Annotated in this window: 24 protein-coding genes and 1 pseudogene; 14 read left to right on the top strand and 11 right to left on the bottom strand. The window is 65.6% G+C overall.

What is annotated here, in order from left to right:
* Positions 1-2: 2 nt before the first annotated feature.
* From lpdA to GGQ89_RS17415, 4 genes are all read right to left on the bottom strand, one after another.
* Positions 3-1412, bottom strand: a complete 1410-nt coding sequence (gene lpdA, locus GGQ89_RS17430; protein WP_037569557.1) for a dihydrolipoyl dehydrogenase — start codon at positions 1410-1412, stop codon at positions 3-5.
* A complete protein-coding gene (locus GGQ89_RS17425; protein WP_007406316.1) occupies positions 1412-2200 on the bottom strand; it encodes an O-methyltransferase in 789 nt (262 codons plus the stop codon). Before GGQ89_RS17425 ends, lpdA begins: the two co-directional genes overlap by 1 nt.
* A complete protein-coding gene (locus GGQ89_RS17420) occupies positions 2197-3498 on the bottom strand; it encodes a sodium/calcium exchanger protein (protein ID WP_007406322.1) in 1302 nt (433 codons plus the stop codon). The genes GGQ89_RS17425 and GGQ89_RS17420 overlap by 4 nt, the downstream gene beginning before the upstream one ends.
* A 72-nt stretch (positions 3499-3570) precedes the next feature.
* The gene (locus GGQ89_RS17415; RefSeq protein ID WP_221239015.1) at positions 3571-4851 is read right to left on the bottom strand and encodes a cytochrome P450; all 1281 of its coding nucleotides are present in this window, start codon (positions 4849-4851) and stop codon (positions 3571-3573) included.
* Positions 4852-5307: 456 nt separating this feature from the next.
* Between GGQ89_RS17415 and GGQ89_RS17410 the strand changes: the two genes are divergently transcribed.
* The gene (locus GGQ89_RS17410) at positions 5308-5679 is read left to right on the top strand and encodes a PRC-barrel domain-containing protein (protein ID WP_184106611.1); all 372 of its coding nucleotides are present in this window, start codon (positions 5308-5310) and stop codon (positions 5677-5679) included.
* Positions 5680-5710: 31 nt separating this feature from the next.
* Here GGQ89_RS17410 and GGQ89_RS17405 read toward each other — a convergent pair whose 3' ends face one another.
* Together GGQ89_RS17405 and traA are read right to left on the bottom strand one after the other, a co-directional pair.
* Complete coding sequence (locus tag GGQ89_RS17405) at positions 5711-6472, bottom strand: DUF6118 family protein (RefSeq protein ID WP_184106610.1); 762 nt, start codon at positions 6470-6472, stop codon at positions 5711-5713.
* A gap of 6 nt (positions 6473-6478) precedes the next feature.
* Entirely contained in the window at positions 6479-9394 is a 2916-nt protein-coding gene (traA, locus tag GGQ89_RS17400) for a Ti-type conjugative transfer relaxase TraA (RefSeq protein WP_184106609.1), read from the bottom strand.
* Positions 9395-9563: 169 nt separating this feature from the next.
* Between traA and GGQ89_RS17395 the strand changes: the two genes are divergently transcribed.
* From GGQ89_RS17395 to GGQ89_RS17375, 5 genes are read left to right on the top strand one after another with little or no spacing between them, the layout of a single operon-like run.
* Positions 9564-9887, top strand: a complete 324-nt coding sequence (locus tag GGQ89_RS17395) for a conjugal transfer protein TraD (protein ID WP_184106608.1) — start codon at positions 9564-9566, stop codon at positions 9885-9887.
* Positions 9888-9906: 19 nt separating this feature from the next.
* Complete coding sequence (locus GGQ89_RS17390) at positions 9907-10149, top strand: conjugal transfer protein TraD (protein WP_093068337.1); 243 nt, start codon at positions 9907-9909, stop codon at positions 10147-10149.
* Positions 10130-10414 (top strand): hypothetical protein, encoded by a 285-nt coding sequence (locus GGQ89_RS17385; RefSeq protein ID WP_184106607.1) that lies wholly within the window; start codon positions 10130-10132, stop codon positions 10412-10414. Before GGQ89_RS17390 ends, GGQ89_RS17385 begins: the two co-directional genes overlap by 20 nt.
* The gene (locus GGQ89_RS20360) at positions 10414-10731 is read left to right on the top strand and encodes a hypothetical protein (RefSeq protein WP_184106606.1); all 318 of its coding nucleotides are present in this window, start codon (positions 10414-10416) and stop codon (positions 10729-10731) included. Before GGQ89_RS17385 ends, GGQ89_RS20360 begins: the two co-directional genes overlap by 1 nt.
* Positions 10718-11980, top strand: coding sequence for a type IV secretory system conjugative DNA transfer family protein (locus GGQ89_RS17375; RefSeq protein ID WP_184106620.1), 1263 nt, complete (start codon positions 10718-10720; stop codon positions 11978-11980). Before GGQ89_RS20360 ends, GGQ89_RS17375 begins: the two co-directional genes overlap by 14 nt.
* A 571-nt stretch (positions 11981-12551) precedes the next feature.
* Here GGQ89_RS17375 and GGQ89_RS17370 read toward each other — a convergent pair.
* From GGQ89_RS17370 to GGQ89_RS17355, 4 genes and pseudogenes are all read right to left on the bottom strand, one after another.
* Positions 12552-13505 (bottom strand): replication initiator protein A, encoded by a 954-nt coding sequence (locus tag GGQ89_RS17370; RefSeq protein ID WP_024021610.1) that lies wholly within the window; start codon positions 13503-13505, stop codon positions 12552-12554.
* Complete coding sequence (locus GGQ89_RS17365; protein ID WP_184106605.1) at positions 13502-13843, bottom strand: hypothetical protein; 342 nt, start codon at positions 13841-13843, stop codon at positions 13502-13504. The genes GGQ89_RS17370 and GGQ89_RS17365 overlap by 4 nt, the downstream gene beginning before the upstream one ends.
* Positions 13843-14496, bottom strand: coding sequence for a ParA family protein (locus GGQ89_RS17360; RefSeq protein WP_093068411.1), 654 nt, complete (start codon positions 14494-14496; stop codon positions 13843-13845). The genes GGQ89_RS17365 and GGQ89_RS17360 overlap by 1 nt, the downstream gene beginning before the upstream one ends.
* A gap of 72 nt (positions 14497-14568) precedes the next feature.
* A pseudogene (locus GGQ89_RS17355) lies at positions 14569-15105 on the bottom strand (transcription elongation protein SprT); the annotation flags it as partial.
* 122 nt (positions 15106-15227) lie between these two features.
* Here GGQ89_RS17355 and GGQ89_RS17350 point away from each other — a divergent pair.
* A complete protein-coding gene (locus GGQ89_RS17350; protein WP_061939913.1) occupies positions 15228-15476 on the top strand; it encodes a DUF4160 domain-containing protein in 249 nt (82 codons plus the stop codon).
* Positions 15463-15882, top strand: coding sequence for a DUF2442 domain-containing protein (locus GGQ89_RS17345; RefSeq protein WP_093068405.1), 420 nt, complete (start codon positions 15463-15465; stop codon positions 15880-15882). The genes GGQ89_RS17350 and GGQ89_RS17345 overlap by 14 nt, the downstream gene beginning before the upstream one ends.
* A gap of 160 nt (positions 15883-16042) precedes the next feature.
* Here the strand turns inward: GGQ89_RS17345 and GGQ89_RS17340 are convergent, their stop codons facing one another.
* A complete protein-coding gene (locus GGQ89_RS17340; RefSeq protein ID WP_007407197.1) occupies positions 16043-16615 on the bottom strand; it encodes a recombinase family protein in 573 nt (190 codons plus the stop codon).
* A gap of 191 nt (positions 16616-16806) precedes the next feature.
* Here GGQ89_RS17340 and GGQ89_RS17335 point away from each other — a divergent pair, with 191 nt between their 5' ends.
* The 6 genes from GGQ89_RS17335 to GGQ89_RS17310 all read left to right on the top strand — a co-directional run bounded on the left by GGQ89_RS17335 (position 16807) and on the right by GGQ89_RS17310 (position 21917).
* Complete coding sequence (locus GGQ89_RS17335) at positions 16807-18207, top strand: Mu transposase C-terminal domain-containing protein (protein WP_126053407.1); 1401 nt, start codon at positions 16807-16809, stop codon at positions 18205-18207.
* On the top strand, positions 18134-19012 hold the full coding sequence (locus tag GGQ89_RS17330) for an AAA family ATPase (RefSeq protein WP_009824028.1): 879 nt from the start codon (positions 18134-18136) through the stop codon (positions 19010-19012). Before GGQ89_RS17335 ends, GGQ89_RS17330 begins: the two co-directional genes overlap by 74 nt.
* A 242-nt stretch (positions 19013-19254) precedes the next feature.
* A complete protein-coding gene (locus tag GGQ89_RS17325) occupies positions 19255-19452 on the top strand; it encodes a hypothetical protein (protein WP_007406342.1) in 198 nt (65 codons plus the stop codon).
* A gap of 73 nt (positions 19453-19525) precedes the next feature.
* Positions 19526-20697, top strand: a protein-coding gene (locus tag GGQ89_RS17320) for an IS3 family transposase (protein WP_113667990.1) whose coding sequence is annotated in 2 segments (ribosomal slippage) — positions 19526-19790 and positions 19790-20697 — 1173 coding nt in all. Because the reading frame shifts where the segments join, the coding sequence is not laid out codon by codon here.
* A gap of 36 nt (positions 20698-20733) precedes the next feature.
* Positions 20734-21405, top strand: a complete 672-nt coding sequence (locus GGQ89_RS17315) for a CsgG/HfaB family protein (protein WP_338112259.1) — start codon at positions 20734-20736, stop codon at positions 21403-21405.
* A 131-nt stretch (positions 21406-21536) separates the two neighbouring features.
* Positions 21537-21917 (top strand): hypothetical protein, encoded by a 381-nt coding sequence (locus GGQ89_RS17310; RefSeq protein WP_221239013.1) that lies wholly within the window; start codon positions 21537-21539, stop codon positions 21915-21917.
* Positions 21918-22008 lie beyond the last annotated feature (91 nt).

Genomic DNA, 22008 nt, shown 5'->3' with positions numbered 1-22008 from the left:
CCTCAGATGTGCATCGCGCGGCCGAGCTCGACCAGCGCCGCTTCCTTGATCACTTCGGGCAGCGTCGGGTGCGCGTGGACGGTGAGCGCGATGTCCTCGGTCGTCGCGCCGAACTCCATCGCCAGCACGGCCTCGGGGATCATAAGATCGGCGTCGGCGCCGAAGATGTGCACGCCGAGGATCCGGTTCGTACCCGCCTCCGTGAGGATCTTGGTCAGCCCGCGCGTGTCGCCGTTGCACCGTGCCCGGCTGACAGCGGTGAAGGGGAATTTTCCGACCTTGTAGTCGACGCCGGCAGCCTTGAGCTCTTCCTCGGTCTGGCCCACCGACGCGACCGCGGGCGCCGTGTAAATGACCTCCGGAACCGTGTTGTAATCGACACCGGCATAACGTCCGGCGATCCCCTCCACGCAAGTAACGCCGTCGAGCGTCGTCTTGTGCGCGAGCATCGGTCCTGGAATGACGTCGCCGACCGCATAGACGCCGGGCACGTTCGTCCTGAAGCCTTCGGTGACCGGGATGCGGCCCTTCTCGTCGAGCTTCAGGCCGATGAGATCGAGGCTGAGGCCATGCGTGTAAGGTCGCCGCCCCACTGCAACAAGCACGACGTCCGCCTCGAGCGTTTCGGCGGCACCGCCAGCAGCCGGCTCGAACGCGAGAGTGACCGAGCCGTCATGCTGCCGCGCCTCGGTGACTTTGGTGTTGAATCGGAACTTCAGGCCCTGGCGTTCCAGCTCCTTGTGGAAATGGCGGGCAATCTCGCGATCCATCGTCGGCACGATGCCGTCGAGGAACTCGATCACCGTAACCTCCGAACCGAGCCGACGCCAGACCGAGCCCAGCTCGAGGCCGATATAGCCGGCCCCGATGACCACCAGGTGACGCGGAACTTCGCACAGGCAAAGGGCGCCGGTCGAGGTGATGATGCGTTTCTCGTCGACTTCGACATTTTTCAGCGAGGAGCTTTCGGAGCCGGTGGCGATGATCACGCCCTTGGTGGCGGTGAGCGTGCGGCTCCCGCCATCGTTGAGTTCGACCCGCAAGCGGTCGGGCGCCTCGAAGCGCGCGCTGCCCTTCACCCATTCGACCTTGTTTTTCTTGAAGAGGTGCTCGACGCCTTTGGTAAGCCCGGCGACGACCTCATCCTTGCGGGCAATGAACTGCGGGACGTTCATCGCCACTCCGCCGATCCCGATCCCATGTTCTTCCATGCCCTGCTGCACCTCCGCGAACAGCTCAGACGAATGGAGCAGCGCCTTTGAAGGAATGCAGCCGACATTGAGGCAGGTGCCGCCCAGCGCGTCCCTCCGTTCGATGCAGGCAACGGTCATTCCGAGCTGTGCCGCCCGGATCGCCGCCGGATAGCCCCCGGTTCCGCCACCGATTACGAGAATGTCGAAACTGTCGGCCATCAAACCTCCTGCGTGGAGCCGCATCGCGCAGCAAGAACCTGTGATAAGGGCAACCGATCAAGGCAGGTTCGGTTCACTCGTGGTGCGGCCGAGCGTCGGCAGAGCTCAGCGCCGCATCGACAAACCGAAGCCGCCCTGCGTCGGGATAACGAGGGATTCAAAGCCGTTTGCTGGATCATCGACAAAAACGAGATAGTCGCGGTACTCGCGCCGCAGTCGCGAACGTTGTCGCAGGCGACGATCGCGCCCAAGAGCAGGTGAGGCGCAAGGAGTTCGATCGCCGGCCCGGCGAGAGGTGCCCAGATGTCGAGCAGGACGAAATCGACCGGTCCGGCCAGTCCGCGTAGCGTCTGCCTGAAATCGCCGTCGCGAACCTCCGCAAAGCGCTCCAGCCCCACCTGCTCGAGATTGGCGCGCGCCGCCGCAGCCTTGGCCGGGTCGATCTCGGTCGCGATCACCAGCGCCTCATTGGTTCGACCTTCAGCATTGTCCCTGGCCGCCGCCGCGAGATAGATGGTCGAGACTCCGAATGAGGTGCCGACCTCGACGATGCGTGTCGCCCGGCTGGAGCGGCACAGCAGATAGCAGAGGCGGCATTTATCGCGCTCGAGCGCGACCAGCTTGTCGCCGAGAAAGCGTCGGAGCGCCGGATCGCTCCAGTCCGGCGATCGAAGCCCGACGGGCGAGCGCTCCTGTCGTTCGCTGAGTTCATGCAGTCGCGCGGCGACCGCTCCGGCCGGGTCGCCCAGCGCGAACGGTGGAAATTGCTTCGGAGGCGCCGGGATCATTGCAGCCGCCGCGGAATCGGCGAGCGGCGTTTACCGAAGAAGCCAGTCTTGAGCAGCTTCAGCCGGTCGAGGTTCACGGCGACGATCAGGGCGGCAAGGACGATATAGGCCCAGGCGAGCCAGGTCAGCGTCTGGATAGTCCTCGCCTGGTCGTCGCGAAAGGTGAAGGCCAGCGTGACCTGGACAGTGAACAGCAATGCGAGCGAAGCAGCACCGGCAAGGCCGAGCCTCAGCCGGAGCAGCAGGGCGATCCCGAACAGGGACTGCGCGGCGGTCAGGAAGAATTCCTCATGCTGGCGGGAATCGAGTGGAAGCGCGGTTAGCGCGCCGGCCCCCACGCTCATCGCCAACGGCAGCATGCCCACGAGCAGAGTCCATTGGTTGATCTTGTCCGAGATCATCATCGTCAGCCCTGCCGCCGGACGCATTGATAGCACGAACAGGACTGCGACGGTGACCGCCGGTGCTTCGCTCGCCAGAGGAGCCAGCCACTGGATCAGAAGGAACTCGTCGATTCCGAGCACCCGCCCCGAATCCACCATCGCCTCGGCGAAGGGCTCGGCGGAGAGGAAGATTACCGTCGCGGCAACGACCGTGAGGGCCCCCATCAATGCCCATTGGCGCCCCGCTGGAAGCTGTTCGATCGCAGCGGCCAAACCCGGCTCGTCGTCTTCGTCCTGATCCTCGACCTCGGGCAGTCGGCTCACCCGCCAGACATAAAGCCCGAACATCGCGATCAGCACCGCCGCGTCGAAAATCGAGATTCGGTCGCGCAGCAGGATCACGAATGCGTAAATCGTCGGGAGGAGCAGGAACGCGATCTCGGTGCCGTTCACGGGAGCGAGGCCGATCGCGCGATCGCGGGTGCGAATCCAGTTGAGCAATACCAGGAGCGGCCAGCCGATCCCGACGAGCAGCCGGTTGGCCCCGGTCATGTTCGCGGCGGCGTAATGGACATAGTTGGATCCCGGGTCCTGGCCGGCCCGCCACGCATAATAGAGGTCGACCGCATATTCGGGGAGAACCGTGATCAAAGCCACGGCCGCGAGAATGAGTCCCGACGAAATCTGCCCTTCGGCCGACTCGGCTCCCCAGGAGAGCATGAAACCGGCGGCCAGAATCGCCACCCCGAAGATCGCGGCATCGATCACCGGGTCCGGCCGCGCGCCGGTATACCGCAGTACCAGCGCCGGCACGGTCGCAGCGGTTGCGACCGCGAGCCAGAACAGGAACTTGCGAAAGATCGCTGGTTGCTCCGACTGTGCCTTTGTTTCTGGCGCGGTCATTTCCCTGTTCATCGCTGCTCCTTTTCGAACCGTTTTCGACCGTCGGCGCGCGTACGGAGGCACCTCCAGAGTTGCCTTAACAACTCAATTGCGCGGCCGCACGTTGGTTATGACTAGGCGGCTCTTGGGAACCGCAGGCATCCTCGATCGGCTGACCGACAGGTCCTGCGGCGGCAGGTCATAGTCCAGGCGGTTGGCGAGCATGTCGATCGCGCGCTTGATGATCTCGACCGTGATGGGCTCGCCGGGGCAGCGATGGTTGGAGCGCACGTCTCCGCCGCCCTGCGGAATGAAGCTGTAGGGATTATTGTCCCACTCAAGGAAGCGCTTCGGCCGGAAGCTGTTCGGATCCTCCCAGATGCGCTCGTCGTGATTGGTGCCGTACAGGTCCAGCAGGACCCAATCGCCCTTGCGAAACCCGCGACCTCGCCACCCGAACGGCTCGAGCGCTCGCCCGCCTACCACGGGGAAGAAGGGATAGTATCGGCGGACCTCCTGGGCAAAGGCTTCGAGCCGTTCGTTCTCGCCGCCGGTGACGAACGCGCGCGCATCGGGATGCTCGACGAGCGCCAGCGCTGCGAAGACGATGAACCGGTCGACCGCGAACGTCGGCCGAAGCAGGTTGATCAGTTCGACGGCGGCGTCGCTGGTGCTCAGTGGATGGCCAGAAAGATCCCTGTGCCGCGCGATCACGGCGGCGGGACTTTCGTCGGGAACGGCCCGCGCGCCGCTCCGGATTTCGTCAATGACGCGCCGCCCCCACCGTTCGGTCCTCCGACGCAGCCACGCGCCCCGCCACTGCCGCGGACCGGCCGAGCCGGCCCCGTCGATCATCGCCGCGAACTCGCGCGTACGCGCCTCCAGTTCCTTGCCGCGCAGCGGTGTCCCGGCCCATCGCGCCACCGCGCTGCACAGGATCGGCTGGATCTCTTGGAAAAGGACGATGCGCTCTTTGGCCTCCCATTGGGGAAGACGCCTCTGCCACTCATTGATGAATATCTCACCGATTTGCCGAACCGAGGTCGGGGTCATCAGCGACAGGAACATCGCCTTGCGATGCCTGTGCTTCTCCCCGTCGAGAGTGGCGACGCTGCCGACGTCCTGGAGCAGTCGCAGCGTCGGCTGCGGTATCGCGCCGCGCCTGGTGAAGCGGCCCGGCTCGTAGAACATCCGGGCAGCTTCTTCACCCGTGACGCAGGTGACTCGACGGAGCATCAACCGGGTCTCAAATGCGTTGGAACCGTAGCGCGCACAGCGGTTCGAGATGAAATCATAGCCTTCCCGCAGCAGTGCGAGGGTGCTGTCGAAACTTCCGGTCCGCGGGATTTGGGGCATCGGCAGGTCAACCTTGTCGGTGAGCGTCAATTCAACGTATCGACGGCCTGAGCGTTTCGGGGAAGGGGGCGGTTTTGTTGCGAATGATTCGCATTTACCTTGCATGGGCGCGCGCGCACCGTTTACATCGCTCGGATGTTTCACGCACTCCTCCTGCGCGACGCGAATGACGTCTCCCCGGATCATCTACGAGGGTCTATGCTGGCGCACCTCACCTCCGCAACCTGACCCACGGTGATCGGAACGCCTTGCCTGGTGGCGGCAACGTTGACGTGGGCGGACGTGAGGCCGAGCGTGACGGCAAGCTGCTCCTGGGTGACCGCCAGCTCGAAGCTGCTCTCGTTCTCGGCCTGCCATCGAGGTGGGCGCTTCGCTTTCGTCACAACCGCACAAGGCCGACAGAGCGTGCCGGGAACGGGGCAGCCGCCGCCGCTAGCCGGATACGGGGGCAGGCTCCTTCGTTCACCCTAGGCAAGGAGACTTCATATGGCTGACAACAACGTAGCAAACGACGAAACCGATCGCCTCATTGCCTCCAACAAGGTCGAGGGCACCGCCGTTTACGACCGCCAAGGCAACAAGCTCGGCTCAGTCTACAACTTCATGGTCGATAAGCGTGCCGGCAAGGTCGAGTATGCCGTCATGTCGTTTGGCGGCTTCCTCGGAATGGGCAACGACTATCATCCGCTCCCCTGGGATCAGCTCACCTACGATACCGATCAGGGCGGGTATGTCGTCAATCTGACCAAGGAACAGCTTGAAGGCGCGCCACGCTACAGCTCCGGCAACGAGCCGACGTTCGATCGCGACTATGGCCGCGAGGTCTATGGTTATTACGGGTCCAGCTACAATTACTGAGCTGGCGGGCGGCGGGGCAACCCGCCGCCTGTTATTCTCCCGTCCCCCGCCCGTCCGGCTTAATCCTGATCGTGCATCGCGCGGGCTCGCCCGCCTTGTTCGCCGCGCGCTGGCACCGCTCAAGCGCGGCCTCGTTGCCCTGGCCGATCACCGCGCCCGCTACCATCGCGTTCCAGGTGTCAGACCCGTTCGCCGTCGCCAGCCGGCGCGCGCCCTCCCATGCCGTCCCCCCAAGGGTGCGCGCCGCCATGCTCTCGGGCCACCGCCAGCTATCCGGGGTGGCGCGCGCGAGCGCGCCGCCGAACACCGCCCATAGCATGATGCCGAGCACCACCCCGCTGATTGCGGCGAACGCCAGCCAACGGTTCTGCTCGTCACCGCGCCGTGCTGATACGACATAGCCATGCAGCTCGCGGGTTGCGTCATCCATGCCCTTGCGGGCCGTGGTGAGCGCCGCCTGGTCCTCGCGCCTGGCCGCGCTTCCGGCCGCGGCGATACGCTGCGTGATCTGCTCGGGCGTCATCGCCAGCGCCGGGCTCCGCGCGATCACGTCGTTGATAACCGCGATCCGGTCGGCCGTGGCGTCCACGCCCTGCTGCATCCGCCCCAGCGTCTCGGAATAGTCGGGAACATCGATATGCGCCCGCTCGGCCGCCAAGCCCTCCACGGCACGGCGTAGCAACGCCAGCTCGCGGTCCTGGCCTTCGATCACCGCGCGCAACCGGTCGAACGCCTCCGCCGGATCGCCGCCTTCCTGAATATCAGCCTGTGCTGAGCCTGTCGAAGTATCCATCGTCACCTACCGGCTCATGCCACGGTCGCGGTCACGCCCAATGCTGACCGACTGCGCCAGTTCGTTTGCGATCGACCGGCCGCGCTCCATTTTCAGTTCCAGCTCGGGGGCGCGGGCGCGCAACGCGGATTCGAGCTGCGGGTCGCGGTGCAGCCCGCCCGCGATGCCCTCCATGCGTTTGCCCAGCTTCTCCGCACCCGCACGGTCGCCGGCGCGCTCCATGCTGGCCCGCGCCTCCTTCAAGCCCTGCCACTGCTCCACGAACCGGCCCGCGCGCTTCTCCGGGTCGATGCGGACCTGGCGCTCCGTCTCCATCGCCTTCGCCGCGCCGCTGGTGTTGCCCCCGGCGGCCTGCTCGATCAGCCTCGGATCGCGCGCCAGTGCCGATGCGAGGTCACGTGCGGCATGGGGCCGAACCTGGTCGAGCGCGTCGCCTGCCTTCGCCAGCGCCTGTTCCTGGTGCGCCAGCACCGGCAAACCCTTGTCCCGCATCCGGCCTATATCGGCCGTGGCGCGCCCATAGCGTTCGATCGCGCGGGCCTGCGAGGGTGCTAGCGGTCGATCGGCCGCGACACGCTCCGGCGACATCGCCTTCTCGGTTGCCGGCTTCGGCCGGAAGCCGTCGAACATGCCCCGCGCCTTGTCGCGGACCTTCTCGGCCACTTGGCGCGCGCGTTCCGGGAACCGGATCTCGCGCCGATCGGCGAACGCGCGGGCCTGGTCCTGCTCGGGCCGGGCATAGTCGCCCGCCATGTCCTTGCCCCGATCACGCGACAGGGCGCGGACGAGCTGGCGCTGATCGGCGAAGTCGTCGCGACCGTAGTGGAACTGCACTTCGTCACGATGCCGCGACATGCCGACATAGGCGCTGTGCCGGTCCATGCCGGGGGTGGCGAGTACATGGGCGCGATCGACCGTCACGCCCTGCGATTTATGGAACGTCGCCGCATAGCCGTGATCGACATCGGCGTAATCCTTGGTGTCGAACCCGACCTGACGGCCATCGTCCAGCTTCACGGCCATACCCTCGGGCGATACCCGCTCGATCGTCGCGAGCGTGCCGTTCTTGACCCCCATGCCCCGCTCGTTGCGAAGAAACATGATGCGGTCGCCGGTCGCGAACTGCCGGTCGCCGCGCTCAGCCTTCACCGTCACGTCGTCGCCAAGGTCGCCGCTCGCGCGCAACCGGTCGCGCGCCTCACCATTGAGGCTCTGCACCTCGGCGTTGGTGTGGGTGAGGATGATCCGGCTCTTGCCCGGCTCGGCCTGACGCGCGCGATCCCAGCCGTCCACCAGCTCGCCCCGCGCCTGCTCGCGGGTATCGGCCGCGCGGACCATGCCGCGCTCGTCATAGGCATGGATGGCCTCGCCGGTACGTCCCGTCGCCAGCGCGCGCGTGGCGTCACGCTGCCAGTCCTCACGCTGCCGCCTGATCTCGGTGATCTCGGCCGCGCCGTGGCGCTCGGTCACGCTGCGGAACGCCGCCCCCGCCTCGATGGCCTGCAACTGCTCGGGGTCGCCTACCATGACGACCTTGGCCCCGGCGTCGCGGGCCTGGGACAGCACCCGCTCCATCTGGCGCGAACCGATCATGCCGGCCTCGTCCACGACCAGCACGTCCTTCGGGCCTAGCTGCTCGCGCCCCTGCCCCCATGCGTGTTCGAGGCTGGCGATGGTGCGAGACCGGATACCGGACCCGCCCTCAAGATTCTCGGCCGCGATGCCCGACAGTGCCGCGCCGCGAACCGTGTAGCCCTCTCGCTCCCATGCCTCGCGCGCGACGCCCAGCATGGCGGATTTGCCGCTGCCGGCATAGCCGACGACCGACGCCAGCCCGGCGCTGCCGGTCACATGGTCGAAGGCGTCGCGCTGCTCGCCAGACAGGACAAGCCCCTTGGCGCTCGCCGCGCCGATCGCGGCGTCACGGTGCCGATCGGCGACACCATGCCCGGCGCGGCCCGCCAGCTCGTCGCCCGCGCGCTCAAGGCGGGCCTCCACCGCGATCATGTCGCGCGACGTGAACCGCTCCTGGTCGCGACCGTCCTTCCCCAATGCGACCAGCTCGGGCGATCCCCGCACCGCCCCCATCACCTGGTCGAACTGCTCCTTGCCGTCGCTGTGCCGGAACGCGAACGTCGCAAGGTCGCGCGTCGTGAACGTGGCCTGCTGCCGCGTGATCGCGTCCAGCGCGACATTAGGATTGGCGATGATCTTCTCGCCGTTCTCCCGCGCGATGCGAGCGTGATCTTCGATCCGCTCGGCCTCAAGCCCCTGCTCCGGCCTGCGCGACGCGGCCGGGCCGATCTTGTGCTGCGGCTCCAACGCGATCCCCTGCGCCTCATAGGAGCGATGATCGATCCGGCCCTCAAGTCCCAGCTCCGCCATGCGCTCGTTGACGTGCGCGCTCCACGCTTCACGCCAGTCCTTCAACAGCTCGGTCGAGTTCCAGTCGCGGTTCTTCTTCCCAAACCCCTCCGGCCCCACGTCGCGCATCGCCAGCATGACATGCGCGTGCGGCTTGGGCGTGCCGTCCTTTGCCTTGTCCCAATGCACATTCAGGTCCGCGACCATACCGCGATCGACAAACTGCTGCTTTACGAAGTCCCTGGCGAGCTGGACGCCCTGCTTCTCGCTCATCTCGCGTGGAATCGAGAACTCAACCTCGCGGGCAAGCTGTGCATCCTTGCGCTTCTCGCCTGCCTCCACCTCGTTCCACAAGGTCGAGCGGTCGTTTAAACGCTCCGGCGCGCCCTCGGGCAACATCACCTCGGAGTGGATAACGCCCGCCTTGTTGCTGAAGTCGTGATTACGATTCAGCCGGTCGTCATGCAGTTCGGACGCCGAACGATAGGCGGCGCTCGCGACGGCGCTCGATCCGTTCGCGCGGCTCACGACCTTGGCGGAGAAATGGTAGATCGCCATGATACTTCGCTTATTGCACTTCTAAGCGCACGTCGGCAACGACGTATAAGCGCGCACTCATCATCTGCTCCGCTCCTGCTGATTGACTGCCGTGCGTTTCCGTTATGGGTTGCCTGCTCGCTACTGTTTGCTAGGCTGCGGTGAACCTGACGCGGAAGGAGAGAGCACCATGCGTAAGGTGCGTGACTATGACACGGAGCTGAAGGCGCTGGAGAGCCGCGCCAAGGTGATCAAGGCGCGTCGCATCGAACAGCTCGGCCAGCTCGTCACCACCACCGGCGCCGACGAGCTCGACATGGAAACGCTCGCCGGCGTGCTGCTCGATGCCGTTGCGTCGAAGGATGCGGAAGCGAAGGAGGCGTGGCGCGCGAAGGGCGCCGCCTTCTTTCAGCGGCGCGGGCGCAAAGGTAGCCGGACTGCTGGCTGCAACAGCGACGGCGGGAATGCGCAACCGGGCGCTGATCCAGCGTCTGGAAGCGGCGCGCCGTCGTAGCGATACGCGGGGCTGGGTCGTGCAACGCCGCGAACGCACCCGCCACCTGATCGAGCTGGGCGGCCTCGTCCAGAAAGCCGGCCTGGTCGAACTCGCCGACGACGATCGCGCGACGATCTACGGCGCGCTGCTGGAGCTGGTCGGCCGCGCTCGCGGGGACGATGCCGGCGACACGCTCGCGCTCTGGTGGCGGCGCGGTAAACGTGCGTTCGACGCGGAAAGCGAAGCGATGGAGAAAGGCGATGGCGGCCCTGGATATTGAGGCGATCCGCTCGGAAATTCGCACGCTGGAGTTCGAGCGCGGCACACCCGCTGATGTGGCGGAATGGCGCGAAGCCGATGCCGAATCCCGCGCCAACCTCGCCATCGAGGACATGGCGCTGAGCGCGGATGACGAGGCGCTGTTCGACATGCTGCGCGACGAGGCGGTGCCCCCTCCCCTGGCCACGCAAATCCTGCTCAGGCTGCTGGGCCATCCCGACGCCGATCCGGCGCTGGCGATCACGCCCCTGGAACAGGCCTGCTGATGCCGGGACCGCTCATCGGCGGGCGTCGGCCGATCGGCTGGCGGCTCGCGATCGTCGTTGCGTTCGTCACGGCCTATGCGACCGCGCGATGGCTGGAAGGCATCTTCGGCGTCGGGCAGATTTCGGGCACCGTATCGTTCCTCGTCCTGGTCGGCCTGATCGGCGCGACCTGGTGGATCAACAGCTGCGCCGGCAAGCGCCGGAACGACCTGCTGGGCTCGGCCCGCTTCGGCGACCGCGCCGACGTGCAAGCTGGAGGCGAACGGGGATCTCCTGATCGGCCGCGCCAAGGAGTCGGGCAAGCTGCTCCGCTATGACGGCGCGGCGCACCTGCTGACGATAGCACCCACACGTTCCGGCAAGGGCGTCGGCACGATCATCCCCAACCTGCTCCTGCTCGACCGCTCCGTGGTCTGCATCGACCCCAAGGGCGAGAATGCCCGCGTCACGGCCCGTGCGCGGGCCAGGAAGGGTGCTGTATGGTGCCTGGACCCTTTCGGCGTCTCCGGGCGTCCTGCGGCCCGTTACACCCCCCTGGCGCAGCTAGACCCGGCCAGCCCGGACCTCACGGAAGATGCGCAAACGATCGCTGACGCGCTGGTCCATGACGCGCCGGGGCACTCGGGCGAGGCGCATTGGAACGAGGAAGCCAAGGCGCTGATCGCCGGCGTGATCCTGCACACCGTCATCCACGAGCCCATGTCCCAAGCCACGCTGGCGACCGTGCGCGACAAGCTCACCCGCGATCCCGCCGGCCTCGCCGCACTGCTGGCGGACATGCAGGCCAGCACCGGCGCGCATGGCCTGATCGCGCGCGCCGCCAATCGCCAGCTCGGCAAATCCGATCGCGAGGCCGCCGGCGTGCTGTCCTCGGCGCAGCGCCACACCCACTTTCTCGACAGCCCGCGCATCGTGGACAGCACGTCCGCGTCCGATTTCCGGTTCGCGGACCTGAAGGAGCGGCCCGGCACCGTGTTCCTGTGCCTGCCGCCCGACCGGCTCGATACCTATGCGCGCTGGTTGCGGCTGCTGATCGCCCAAGCTGTGACCGACATGGCGCGCTCCCCTGCCCGGCCGGAACGCCCCGTGCTGTTTCTGCTCGATGAGTTCGCGGCGCTCGGCCGCCTGGAGCCGGTGGAGCGCGCGATGGGGCTGATGGCCGGCTATGGGCTCCAGCTGTGGCCGATCCTTCAGGACATGCACCAGCTGCGCGCCCTCTATGGCGAGCGCGCCGGCACCTTCCTGTCCAATGCCGGCGTGATCCAGACATTCGGGGTCAACGATCATGCCACCGCCGACATGCTCTCTCGCACGATCGGTGACACGACATTGGAATATGCGACCCTCAGCACATCGCGCGGCACGGGCTGGGGTGACAATCGCGCCGGTCCCTCGGAAAGCGTCAGCACGCATGTCACGGCGCGGCGGCTCGTCATGCCAGATGAAATCATGCGGATGCCGACCGACACGCTCCTGCTGCTGCGCCAGGGCGAACGTCCGCTCTGGGCCGGCAAGGTTCGCTACTATGACCAGCGCGAGTTCGCCGACCTGTTCGATCCGGCGTGATCGCACACACCGGCCGGGGAAGATTGAAGGCGAGGTTTGAGGTAGCGCCTCACTGCACATCTCCGCTGGCGGAGCGCTGAAGGCACACACCGCCGGTTTCGCTTGGCTTCTTTCGGAAGCCCTGCGGCCGATAGGCCGCTCTGGTGGCGGTGTTAGCCGGCACGGATCGAAGGCGCATTGGCCGTAGGCCAATTCCGCTTGTCCTTCTCAGGTCCACGGTTTTGGGTGAGCCTTGTCGTTAAGAGATTCTGTTAAATAGGAATCGTTAAACAAGTTAAGCCGCTCAAGAAGCGGAATCTTGCTTTGTTTATCAACCGCTTGCCGGACAGCCCGGTGGGTGAAACCCCGTGATTCGGTGTGTGATACCCCGATAGTGCGGTGGGTGATACCCCGACGCCAAGGTGGGTGAAACCCCGAGATTCTGGAGCCGAAAAGGGGCCTACCGCGCCAGTTATCCACAGCCTGGCTGGTGGCTCCGGCATCGCCCGAAGCATGTCAGGGTTCAGGCAGCATCGCTGGCCGGTGTGTGAAACCCCGATAGTTGGGCTTGCGGTGGGTGATACCCCGATAGTCAGCGGCGGCCGGCAAGCCGGTCCATCTGTGCATCGACTTCCTCGGCCCGCTTGCGCTCGGCGTCGAAACGGGCGCGCCGCTCCTCCTCAGCGCGCATTCTCTCGGCGAGCGCTAGTGCCTCGGCCTCGCCGCGGAGCCTGAACAACACGGCCGGGCTTTTGTCCGTCGTCTCGGTCAGCTCCATCGCATAGTCGGGGAGCTGGTCGGCCTCGATCACCCGCCGAAGCATCCGGTTGAACTCCTTGGGCTGGGCATCGCTGCCGGTCTTGTCGCGAAGCACTTCTACCCGGCAAGTCCACCCACCGCGCTGCGTGCCGGCGTGCTTTCGCGCGATACGATAGAGCGCCCGCTCCAGCCCTCCGGAGAGCAGGAAATAGTCGGGGTGCATGGTGAGCAGCGACTTCTCGTTGACGATGCCCTCATAGACCCAATCCGAGAGGGTCAGCGTCATGCCGCGCGGCTGCTCCGTTTCGGCGTCGGTGTCGAAGGTCCAGCTGTCGAGCCAGTTGAAGCCAGCCTTCTGCCGGCGCTTCGTCGCGCGGATCGAAGTTGTGATCGAAGTCGTCTGGAGCCGGAGGAGCGCAGCTTGCAGCTCCTGATAGTCCCTGCCCCCTGTGCTGCGCTTGATCGCCCGCAGTAGGTCGTAGGGCGTGGTTGTCAGCGTGCGGGGCAGGTCGTTCAGCCCCTGCTGCTTCATGCGGTTGAGCGTGGACGCGGCCCATATCAGGATATCGGCGTCCCAGATTGTGGCCATGCCGTAGTCGGGAATGGCCTGGACGCGCACCCAGGCCTCGCCATCCGGGCTGCGATACTCGATCGGCTTCAGTCGCTTGCGCTTCTGGAGCGAGAAGAACGGGCGCTCCATGACCTCCCGCTGGTCCTTGAGCGGAAGATCACCGAGCGCCGGAATGAACAGGTCGAACTCGGGATTGGGATCACGCCGCTTGCTCACGGCGCAAACCTGGTGTGTCCCCGCTGGACCAGATACTGGCGCAGCAACCGCTCGGTGATAACGGTAAGGGGCTCCCCGCCCTCCTCGACGCTGAGCTGGCGCAGTGTGCGGTGCATGTCTTCGGGAATGTGGATCAGCACCGGCTTCTTGCCGGGATGGCTGCTGCGCCGGGCAGGTGCTGCCGGGGCCGACGTGTCCGCCGCACGCCGCGACCGACGCGGGACGGCAGGCTGCGGCGCGGGAGTTGCATCGGCAACGAGAGCCGGTGCCGGTGCCGGTGCCGGTGCCTCGGGCTCGTCATCGAAGATGCCGGCGAGCGCGGAAGTTTTCTTCGCCATCATCCAACCTCGCTTACTTGCTTAGTCGTAAAGCCGCTTAGTCGCTTAGCTTCGTCATAGGCGGCGCGCAACTCGGCCGCCGCCTTGCTGTCCGGATCCGTCTCGGCCGCCGTTCTGCCGAGCGGCGTGGCCTTGTAGAAATCCTTGCGGAAGTGGAGGCGGCTGTCGAACATCGTCACGCCCTTCGCTGCGAAGCCGGCATGGGCCTCCTGCCCCTCCCCGCCCTGATGCGGAACCTGCGTCAGTATAACGGCGAACGGCGTGCCTGCCTGCTGCACCTGCTTGACAGTCTGCAACACCGAATGAACGTCCAGCCCTCGCGGCGCGACAGGGATGATGACGAAATCCGCCTGCTCGGCTGCGAGCATGGCAATGTCCTTGGAGTTCGCCGGCGTGTCGATGATGATGAGGTCGATCTTGCCGCTGCTGCGCCCGCGCGAGACGTGGAGCGGCAGACCGGCAACGCTGCTGTCCTTCACCATCACGTCGTCGTCGTCGCGGCGTTCGGACCAGTAGAGCGCCGATCCTTGGCGATCGTCGGCATCGAGGATAACGACCGACGCCCCCTCCCGCGCCGCCTCGACGGCGAATCCGGTTGAGAGGGTGGTTTTGGATTGCCCGCCCTTTTGCGCGATGACGGCCCATACTTGCATAGCTGCTGCTCCTACTAAGCGGCTAAGCGACTTATGGAGCTTAGCCGCTTAGTCGTAAAGGGTCTTAGTCGCTTAGCCATGTTCGTCTTCAGTTCCGTCGCCGACCGGATCGTGGCGCATCGGGCCGTGCCCCTCAACCGGGCACAAAGGCGCGCCCGCTGTCTCCAGCCATTTGCGCGCGGTCCTGACGGTATAGCCGCACGTCGAGCACTCGCATTTCAGCATCCGCACCGCCTGCTTCCTGGGCCGAGTAGTCGCGCTGCCTGTATTGAGTCTGGCATGGGGAAGGGGACCGACCGCAGCGAGGATCGGTGCAATGGCGGAAAGGAAGGCGTCCCCGGGGGTGGTGGCGCGCATTGGCCCGACCAGCCCCAGCCCGACTGAGACCCGTTTAAACGCTCTTCCGTGTCCGGCCGCGATCCCGACCGCCGCGTGGACCAGCTCGTGCGCGAGGATCGCGGCGATCCGCGCCGGCATCGCGTCGGGGGCGTGGGCGAGGTCAGGCCGGATGAATATCTCGAAGTGGCCGTCGCCGATGCGCCGGTTGTCCCAGCACTCGCCGATCGCCTTGCCCTTTGCTCCCCTGCTGGTGAAGCCGATCGCCACCCGGCAGGGACGAGACGCCGGTATGGCGGCTCGGTCGGAGCGCAAGCGGAGATAGAGCGCGGTCCCGCAGGGACGCGCCGCCATGCAACTATTCCCTAGCGCTTGGGTTTCTGCTAGGATCGGCCATGCCTACCGTTCTGCGCATCAACGGCCTGCGGGTCGTGATCTGGCCAAATGATCATCGGCCGGCGCACGTCCATGTGAAGGGCGCAGACGGGGAGGCGGTGTTCAACCTGCATTGCCCCGGCGGACCGCCGGAGCTGCGCGAGAGCTATGGGTTCAGGCTGGCCGACCTGAACCAAATCGCCGATGCCCTGGCGGCCGCAATCGCCGCCCTGTGCGCGGAATGGAGGACGATACATGGCGATTACTGAGCGCGATCTGGCGAAGGCGGAGAAGCGCATGGCGGCGAAGCGCGAGGCTGGTCATGCCGTATCGGCGCGCTATGACCGGCGGCGTTCGCGGGTGGTCGTGGCACTCAACACCGGCGTCGAACTGACCTTCCCGACCCAACTCGCGGAAGGGCTGGCGGATGCCTCGCCGGACAGCCTGGCCGAAATCGAGATCAGCCCCGCCGGACTCGGCCTGCACTGGCCCAGGCTCGACGCGGACCTCTACGTGCCCGCGCTCCTGCAGGGCGTGTTCGGATCGAAGCGATGGATGGCCCGCCAGCTCGGTGCCGAAGGAGGACGGTCACGCACCGCAGCCAAGATCGCCGCTTCACGCGAGAACGGCCGCAAGGGCGGGCGGCCTCGGAAACCGATGGCTGCTGGAGCCTAAAAGGGCGAAAAGTAGTTTGTCGCTTAGTAGCTTATTCGCTTAGTTGGTGTCGCAGATATTCTAAGTTTAGCGACAGCGCTTATGACGCTCATGATCCCTCTTTGTAAACGCTCGCGCTAAGTGGCGGCATTCTGATCGCGCTATTTGTCGGCGAGCGTCGCTACGCGGCTACCGGCTTGGTCTCGGCCGATCGCACATAGGCGTAGAGTGTTGGCTTGGAGATGCCGAGCATCGAGCAAATCTTGGCGATCGGCATCGTGTTCTCGTGGTAGAGCCTGACGGCCAGGTCGCGCTTGTCCTTGCCGAGTGCGGCCGGCCGGCCACCCTTCTTGCCGCGAGCGCGGGCTGCGGTGAGACCGGCCTGGGTCCGCTCGCGGATCAGGTTGCGCTCGAACTCCGCCAATGCCCCGAACAGGTGGAAGGTAAGCTTGCCCGACGTGGTGGTCGTGTCGATCGCCTCGTGCAGGCTCAGCAGCCCGACCTTTTCCTCGTCGAGGTAGGTCATCCATCCGATCAGATCACGGAGCGAGCGGCCGAGCCTGTCGAGGCGCCAGACCACCAGTGTGTCGCCGGCGCGAAGCAGCTCCTTCACCTTTTCCAATCCAGGGCGAGCGGCAGTCGCCCCGGAGGCCTTGTCGGTGATGACCTTCTCGCAGCCGGCAGCCTTCAGCGCATCACGCTGGAGGTCCAGGTTCTGCTCGGCGGTCGATACGCGGGCGTAACCGATTTTCATGCGTAGGGCCGGTGGCGCCCCGATCGGGCGCGGTTTGGGAAGAAAGTCGTCATCGGCAGGTCTATGTTGCCCTAGTTTTCTTTACCGGGTAGATTTACGTCGAACAGGCCGGTTTGGCAACGCGAGCGGACTCGCATGGCGATGGGCAGGCAAATCTCCGTTTTCCTTACCTGCGACACGGACCGTCGGCGGTGACGCATCCGGCGCTTGCCCCGCCGCTGGCGATCGAGCGCTACCGCGTCCTTGAACCGCACCTCGCCGATGGCATCCCGCTCGCGGACCTCGCCCGCACCGGCACGCTGAGCGAGCGGACGTTGCAGCGCTGGCTCGGGCGCTACCGTGCCGAAGGACTTGCCGGTCTCGCGCGTCTGCCGCGCAACGATCGGGGCAGGCTGCACCTGCCGGAACATCTGGTCGAACTGACCCGCACTCTCGCCACCAAGCGCCCGCGACCCCCGGTCGCCGCCATTCACCGAAAGGTGCAGGAACTCGCCATCGCGCATGGACACCGAACCCCCAGCTATGCGGCCGTCGCGCGTGTCGTCAGGGCGATACCGGCAAGCCAGATCGCCGCAGCCTCCGATCCGGCCGTCTACCGCGACCAGCACGAGCTAGTGCATCGGCGCGAAGCCGCGACCTCGAACGAGATGTGGCAGGCCGATCATACCGTTCTCGACATTCTCGTGCTCGATGATGCCGGAACCCCGGTGCGTCCTTGGCTGACCGTCATCGTTGACGATCACAGCCGAGCCATCGCCGGTTACTTCCTCAGCCTCGATGCCCCCAGTGCCCTCAACACGGCGCTCGCCTTGCGGCAGGCGATCTGGCGCAAGCCCAATCCCGAATGGATCGTCAGCGGCATTCCCGAACAGCTTTACGTCGACAACGGCTCGGATTTCATCTCCGAGCATATCGAGCAGGCGTGCATCGCCCTCAAAATCCGCCTCATCCATTCGCTGCCGGGGCGTCCTCGCGGGCGCGGCAAGATCGAGCGGCTGTTCCGCACCATCAACGACATGTTCCTGCCCGACCTGCCCGGCCACCTGATCGCGGGCAAGCCGCTGTCGGCGCCAGTGCTCACGCTCGACGAGCTGCGCGCCCGCTTCGAGGCGTTCGTGTGCGGCGTCTATCATCGTCGCCCGCATGGCAGCACCGGCGAACCGCCGATCACGCGCTGGCAGAAGGGCGGGTTCCTGCCCGCAATGCCCGACAGCCTTGAACAGCTCGACATGCTGCTCGTGCACGTGCCCAAGCCCCGTAAAGTGCTGCGCGACGGCATCCGTCTGATGGGCAGGCGCTATGTCGAACCCACGCTCGCGGCCTTCGTCGGCGAGCAGGTCGAGGCGGTCTATGACCCCCGCGACCTGACCGAGATCCACGTCTACCACCAGGGCCGGTTCGTCTGCCGTGCGCTCAGCTCCGAGCACGCTGGGCACCCGTCGTTGCGCGCGATCCAGCGCGCCCGGCGCGGCGCGAAGGAGCGCGACAAGCAGGTGCCTGCCCCCACGGAGACCTTCGATGGCGACCAAGAGGATACGGCTTCCCGGCCCACCACCTACCGAGGGCTCCGGCTCTACGCCGCTGACGATTGAGTTCCTGGTCGAGCAGCCGTTCCTGGCGACCCGCGAACATGCCCGGTTCGTCGAGTTTGCCGAAGCCTGCGCGCACTACCGCTATATCGGCGTGTGTCATGGCCGGCCGGGCGTCGGAAAGACGCGATCGGCGCGCGAGTTTTCCAGCTTCCCCGACCTGGGGGAATATGCCGCGCTCCGTCCCATTGCCGCGCTCCTTGGCGAAAAGGTCGCTCGCTGCCGCGCCGTCTTCTACACCGTGTCGGTCAGCAACACGCCCAAGACGATCGACGCGGTGTTGGGCCTCAACCTCATTAAGCTGGGCTATGCCCGGCTGACGGTCGCGGGCGGCTCGCAGGACGAAATCACCCATGACGCCGCCCGCATCGCCTGCCCCCTCGTCATCGTCGACGAGGCCGACCGCCTGACCATAAAGTCGCTCGAACATCTCCGCGACATGGCCGATCGCCACGGCTTCGGGCTGATCCTGATGGGTATGCCGGGCTTGGAGAAGCGCCTCGCCCGCTATGCCCAGCTCTACTCGCGGATCGGCTTCGTCCACGAGTTCAAACCGCTTACCGAGACCGAAATGCGGCTGCTGCTCGCGACCCACGCCGGCGATTTCGGGATCAGCTTCGACCCGGCCCAACTCGACGCGATCGAAGCGCAGGCAGCCGTGATCCGCATCACGCGCGGCAACTTCCGGCTCATGGAGCGCCTGTTCGCGCAGATGCGGCGGATCATGACCCTCAACCGCGTCGAGGAGGTCACCGCTGACATCGTTCAGGCCGCGCGCGATTGCCTCGTCATCGGACCCGGCAACTGACAAATAGCGCGATCAGAACGCCGCCATTTAGCGCGAGCGTTTACACGATCTCGGCCGCGATCGGCGCGACCCTCGCGCAATCGACCGTTTCTGGGAGATGCAGGACATTATCGCGCCAACCACCCCTTGACCCTAATATGATGTCAAACCCTACATAAGCTGTATTCACCTCATGGGAGAGCGACGATGATCGATTTCAAGGTTCTAGGAATGACCTGCGGCGGCTTTGAAGGAGACTGTCGATGAACGCGAAGGAAATTGCCAAGTTCTTTGCCGGTTTTGCAGCCAACCAGCTGCTCACTCACGGAGCGTTGGCCGTTGCGGGCATTCGCTTCAGCGTGTTTGGAATCAACTATACCCCGCAGCTCAACACGATCGCCGCAATTGCCTGGGGGACAATCGCGCTGCTGCTCATCTACTATGCGTGGGTCAGAAGGTGACGGTGGCTGCTGAGCTGCCCCCTTCTGAGTGGTCCATCGACTATTACAGTCTGGACCAAGGAAGGGACGACGAATGCCTGCGAAGAAGCACAAGCCCGAGGAGATTATCGGGAAGCTACGTGAGGTTGAGATCATGCTGGGTCAGGGCGGCACGACCGCCGAGGCCTGTCGGCGCATCGCGGTCAGCGAGCAGACCTACTACCGCTGGCGCAAGGAATATGGTGGCCTGAAGACCGATCAGGCTCGGCGGATGAAGGATCTGGAAAAGGAGAACCTGCGGCTGCGCCGGGCGATCTCGGATCTGACGCTGGACAAGCTCATCCTGCAGGAGGCAGCCAAGGGAAACTTCTGAGCCCCGCACGGCGTCGGCGCTGCATCGACCAGGTCCGGGAGGTGCTGGATGTATCCGAGCGGCGGGTGTGCCGCGTGCTCGGCCAGCACCGGTCGACGCAGCGCAAGGTGCCGTTCGGGGCAGATGACGAGCTGGCGCTCACCGAGGATATCATCGCCCTTGCCAGGCAGTACGGGCGCTACGGCTATCGCCGGGTGACGGCGCTGCTGCACGCGGCGGGTTGGTCGGTGAACCATAAACGGGTGGAACGGATCTGGCGACGCGAGGGGCTGAAGGTGCCGCAGCGCCAGCCGAAACGCGGCCGGTTATGGCTGAACGATGGCTCGTGCATCCGGTTGCGGCCGGAGTATCCGGGGCATGTCTGGGCTTACGACTTCGTCGAGGAACGCACCCATGACGGACGCAAGTTCCGCATCCTTACCATTATCGACGAGGCGAGCAGGGAGTGCCTGGCACTCGTCGTCGCGCGCCAGCTCAAACACGAAGACGTACTGGCAGCGCTGGCCGAGTTGTTCATCGAGCGTGGTCCGCCCGCGCATATCAGGTCGGACAATGGCAGTGAGTTCATCGCCGCCGCCGTCCAGACCTGGCTCAGGCAGATCGGCGTGAAGACGCTCTACATCGCCCCGGGCTCGCCATGGGAGAACGGCTACAACGAGAGCTTCAACGGCTCGCTGCGGGATGAGCTGCTGAACGGCGAGATTTTCTACACCCTCGCTGAAGCCAGGGTGCTGATCGAGGCGTGGCGGCGTCACTACAACACTGTCCGACCGCACAGCAGCCTCGGCTATCGACCACCCGCCCCGGAAGCGGCGACACCGCCATTGCCGGCCTCCGGTTCCGCTTCGCTCCACCTCCGACCGGCAATGGCGGCGGAGACGACAATGCACTAACTATCAACCCGGACCACCCGGTGGGGGCTGCTCACCGTGACGCAGGGCGGCGCGTTGATGGTCACGTCAGCACTCGGCAAGCTCGGCGACCGCATCCGTCTTGCCGAACGCTTCGACCCGACGGTGGCCGAACGCGAACTCGTCTGGATGGACAAGCGCCAGCTCGGCGACGGTGAGCAGCATAGCGTCCTCGGTCAGCCGGGCGGGCCGGTGAAGTGGCTGCCGTATTTTGGCGGGTCCTTGATTGGCTCGGATTATTTCATCGTCGGCGGTATCACCGAGGTCAATTACGACATCCATTCGGGCGGCGCCGAGTTCGCGATCAACGGCATTGGTCCGAAGGCACGGGTGTTCACCCAGTCCGTCGCCGTCGATCTGCGCATCGTCGACACACGCTCCCTGATCGTCGTGAAGACCGTCAGCCTGACCAAGCAATATACCGGCTATGAGACCGGGGCGGGGACCTTCCGCTTCTTCGGCTCGAACCTCTTCGACATCAATATCGGTGCCAAGGGCCAGGAGCCGCTCCAGCTCGGCATTCGCACGACGCTAGAAGAAGCGACGCTGCGCCTGATCGGCAGCGTGCTCAAAGCCGATCCCGACGCGTGCCTTGCATCGAGGCCGCCAGCGCTGCGACCTCGCCCGGCTACCGGCCGGATGGCCGCCGTCAGCCCAGATCGTCGCGAGTCCGATGGATCGCTGCCCTGAGCCGCGACCGCCTTCGCCTCCGCCTCCCATTCCCCAACGGCCCAATTCCGGGCCACATCACGAAGGAGACTATGATGCCCCACCTCCATCCCCGCTTTGCCAGCGGCCTTCTCGCCGGGACCGCCGCTGTGATGCTCGCCAGCCTGATCGGTGGCACTGCCGGTGCGACCGACCTGGAAGGGCGACAGACCGTGAGCAATAACCAGAAGCTCGGACAGGCATGGACCTCCGACGGGCAACCGATACCGATGGCCGCTGCTGCCCATGGGCTTTATACCGTTCAGACCGGCAGCAACGCGACCTGGGATTCGATGCTGACGCTCGATCGCAACAGCCAATCCGCCGAGATCGCTGGCAACGTCGCTGCCAATATGCTGAACGCGAAAGGCTCACATGGCGACGGTGGCGACTATTATGAGCCAGCGCCTTTTGCCGTCCTCGACAACTATCAAAGTGGGGACGATATCGTCACGGCTACATCTGGCATGACCGTTTCCGTTCCTGGCCAGTAAGCGTCCGGTGTTCCCCGCCTTGCTGACGAGGTGATGCGCAAGCCACAGGTGCGGCACTGTGGCAGGCACCGGTGCGGCATTATGGCGACGC

Origin of the sequence: Sphingomonas yabuuchiae, from assembly GCF_014199595.1 — a bacterium.
In the GTDB taxonomy this organism is placed as follows: Bacteria; Pseudomonadota; Alphaproteobacteria; order Sphingomonadales; family Sphingomonadaceae; genus Sphingomonas; species Sphingomonas yabuuchiae.
This window is presented reverse-complemented; position numbering and strand designations above follow the sequence as displayed.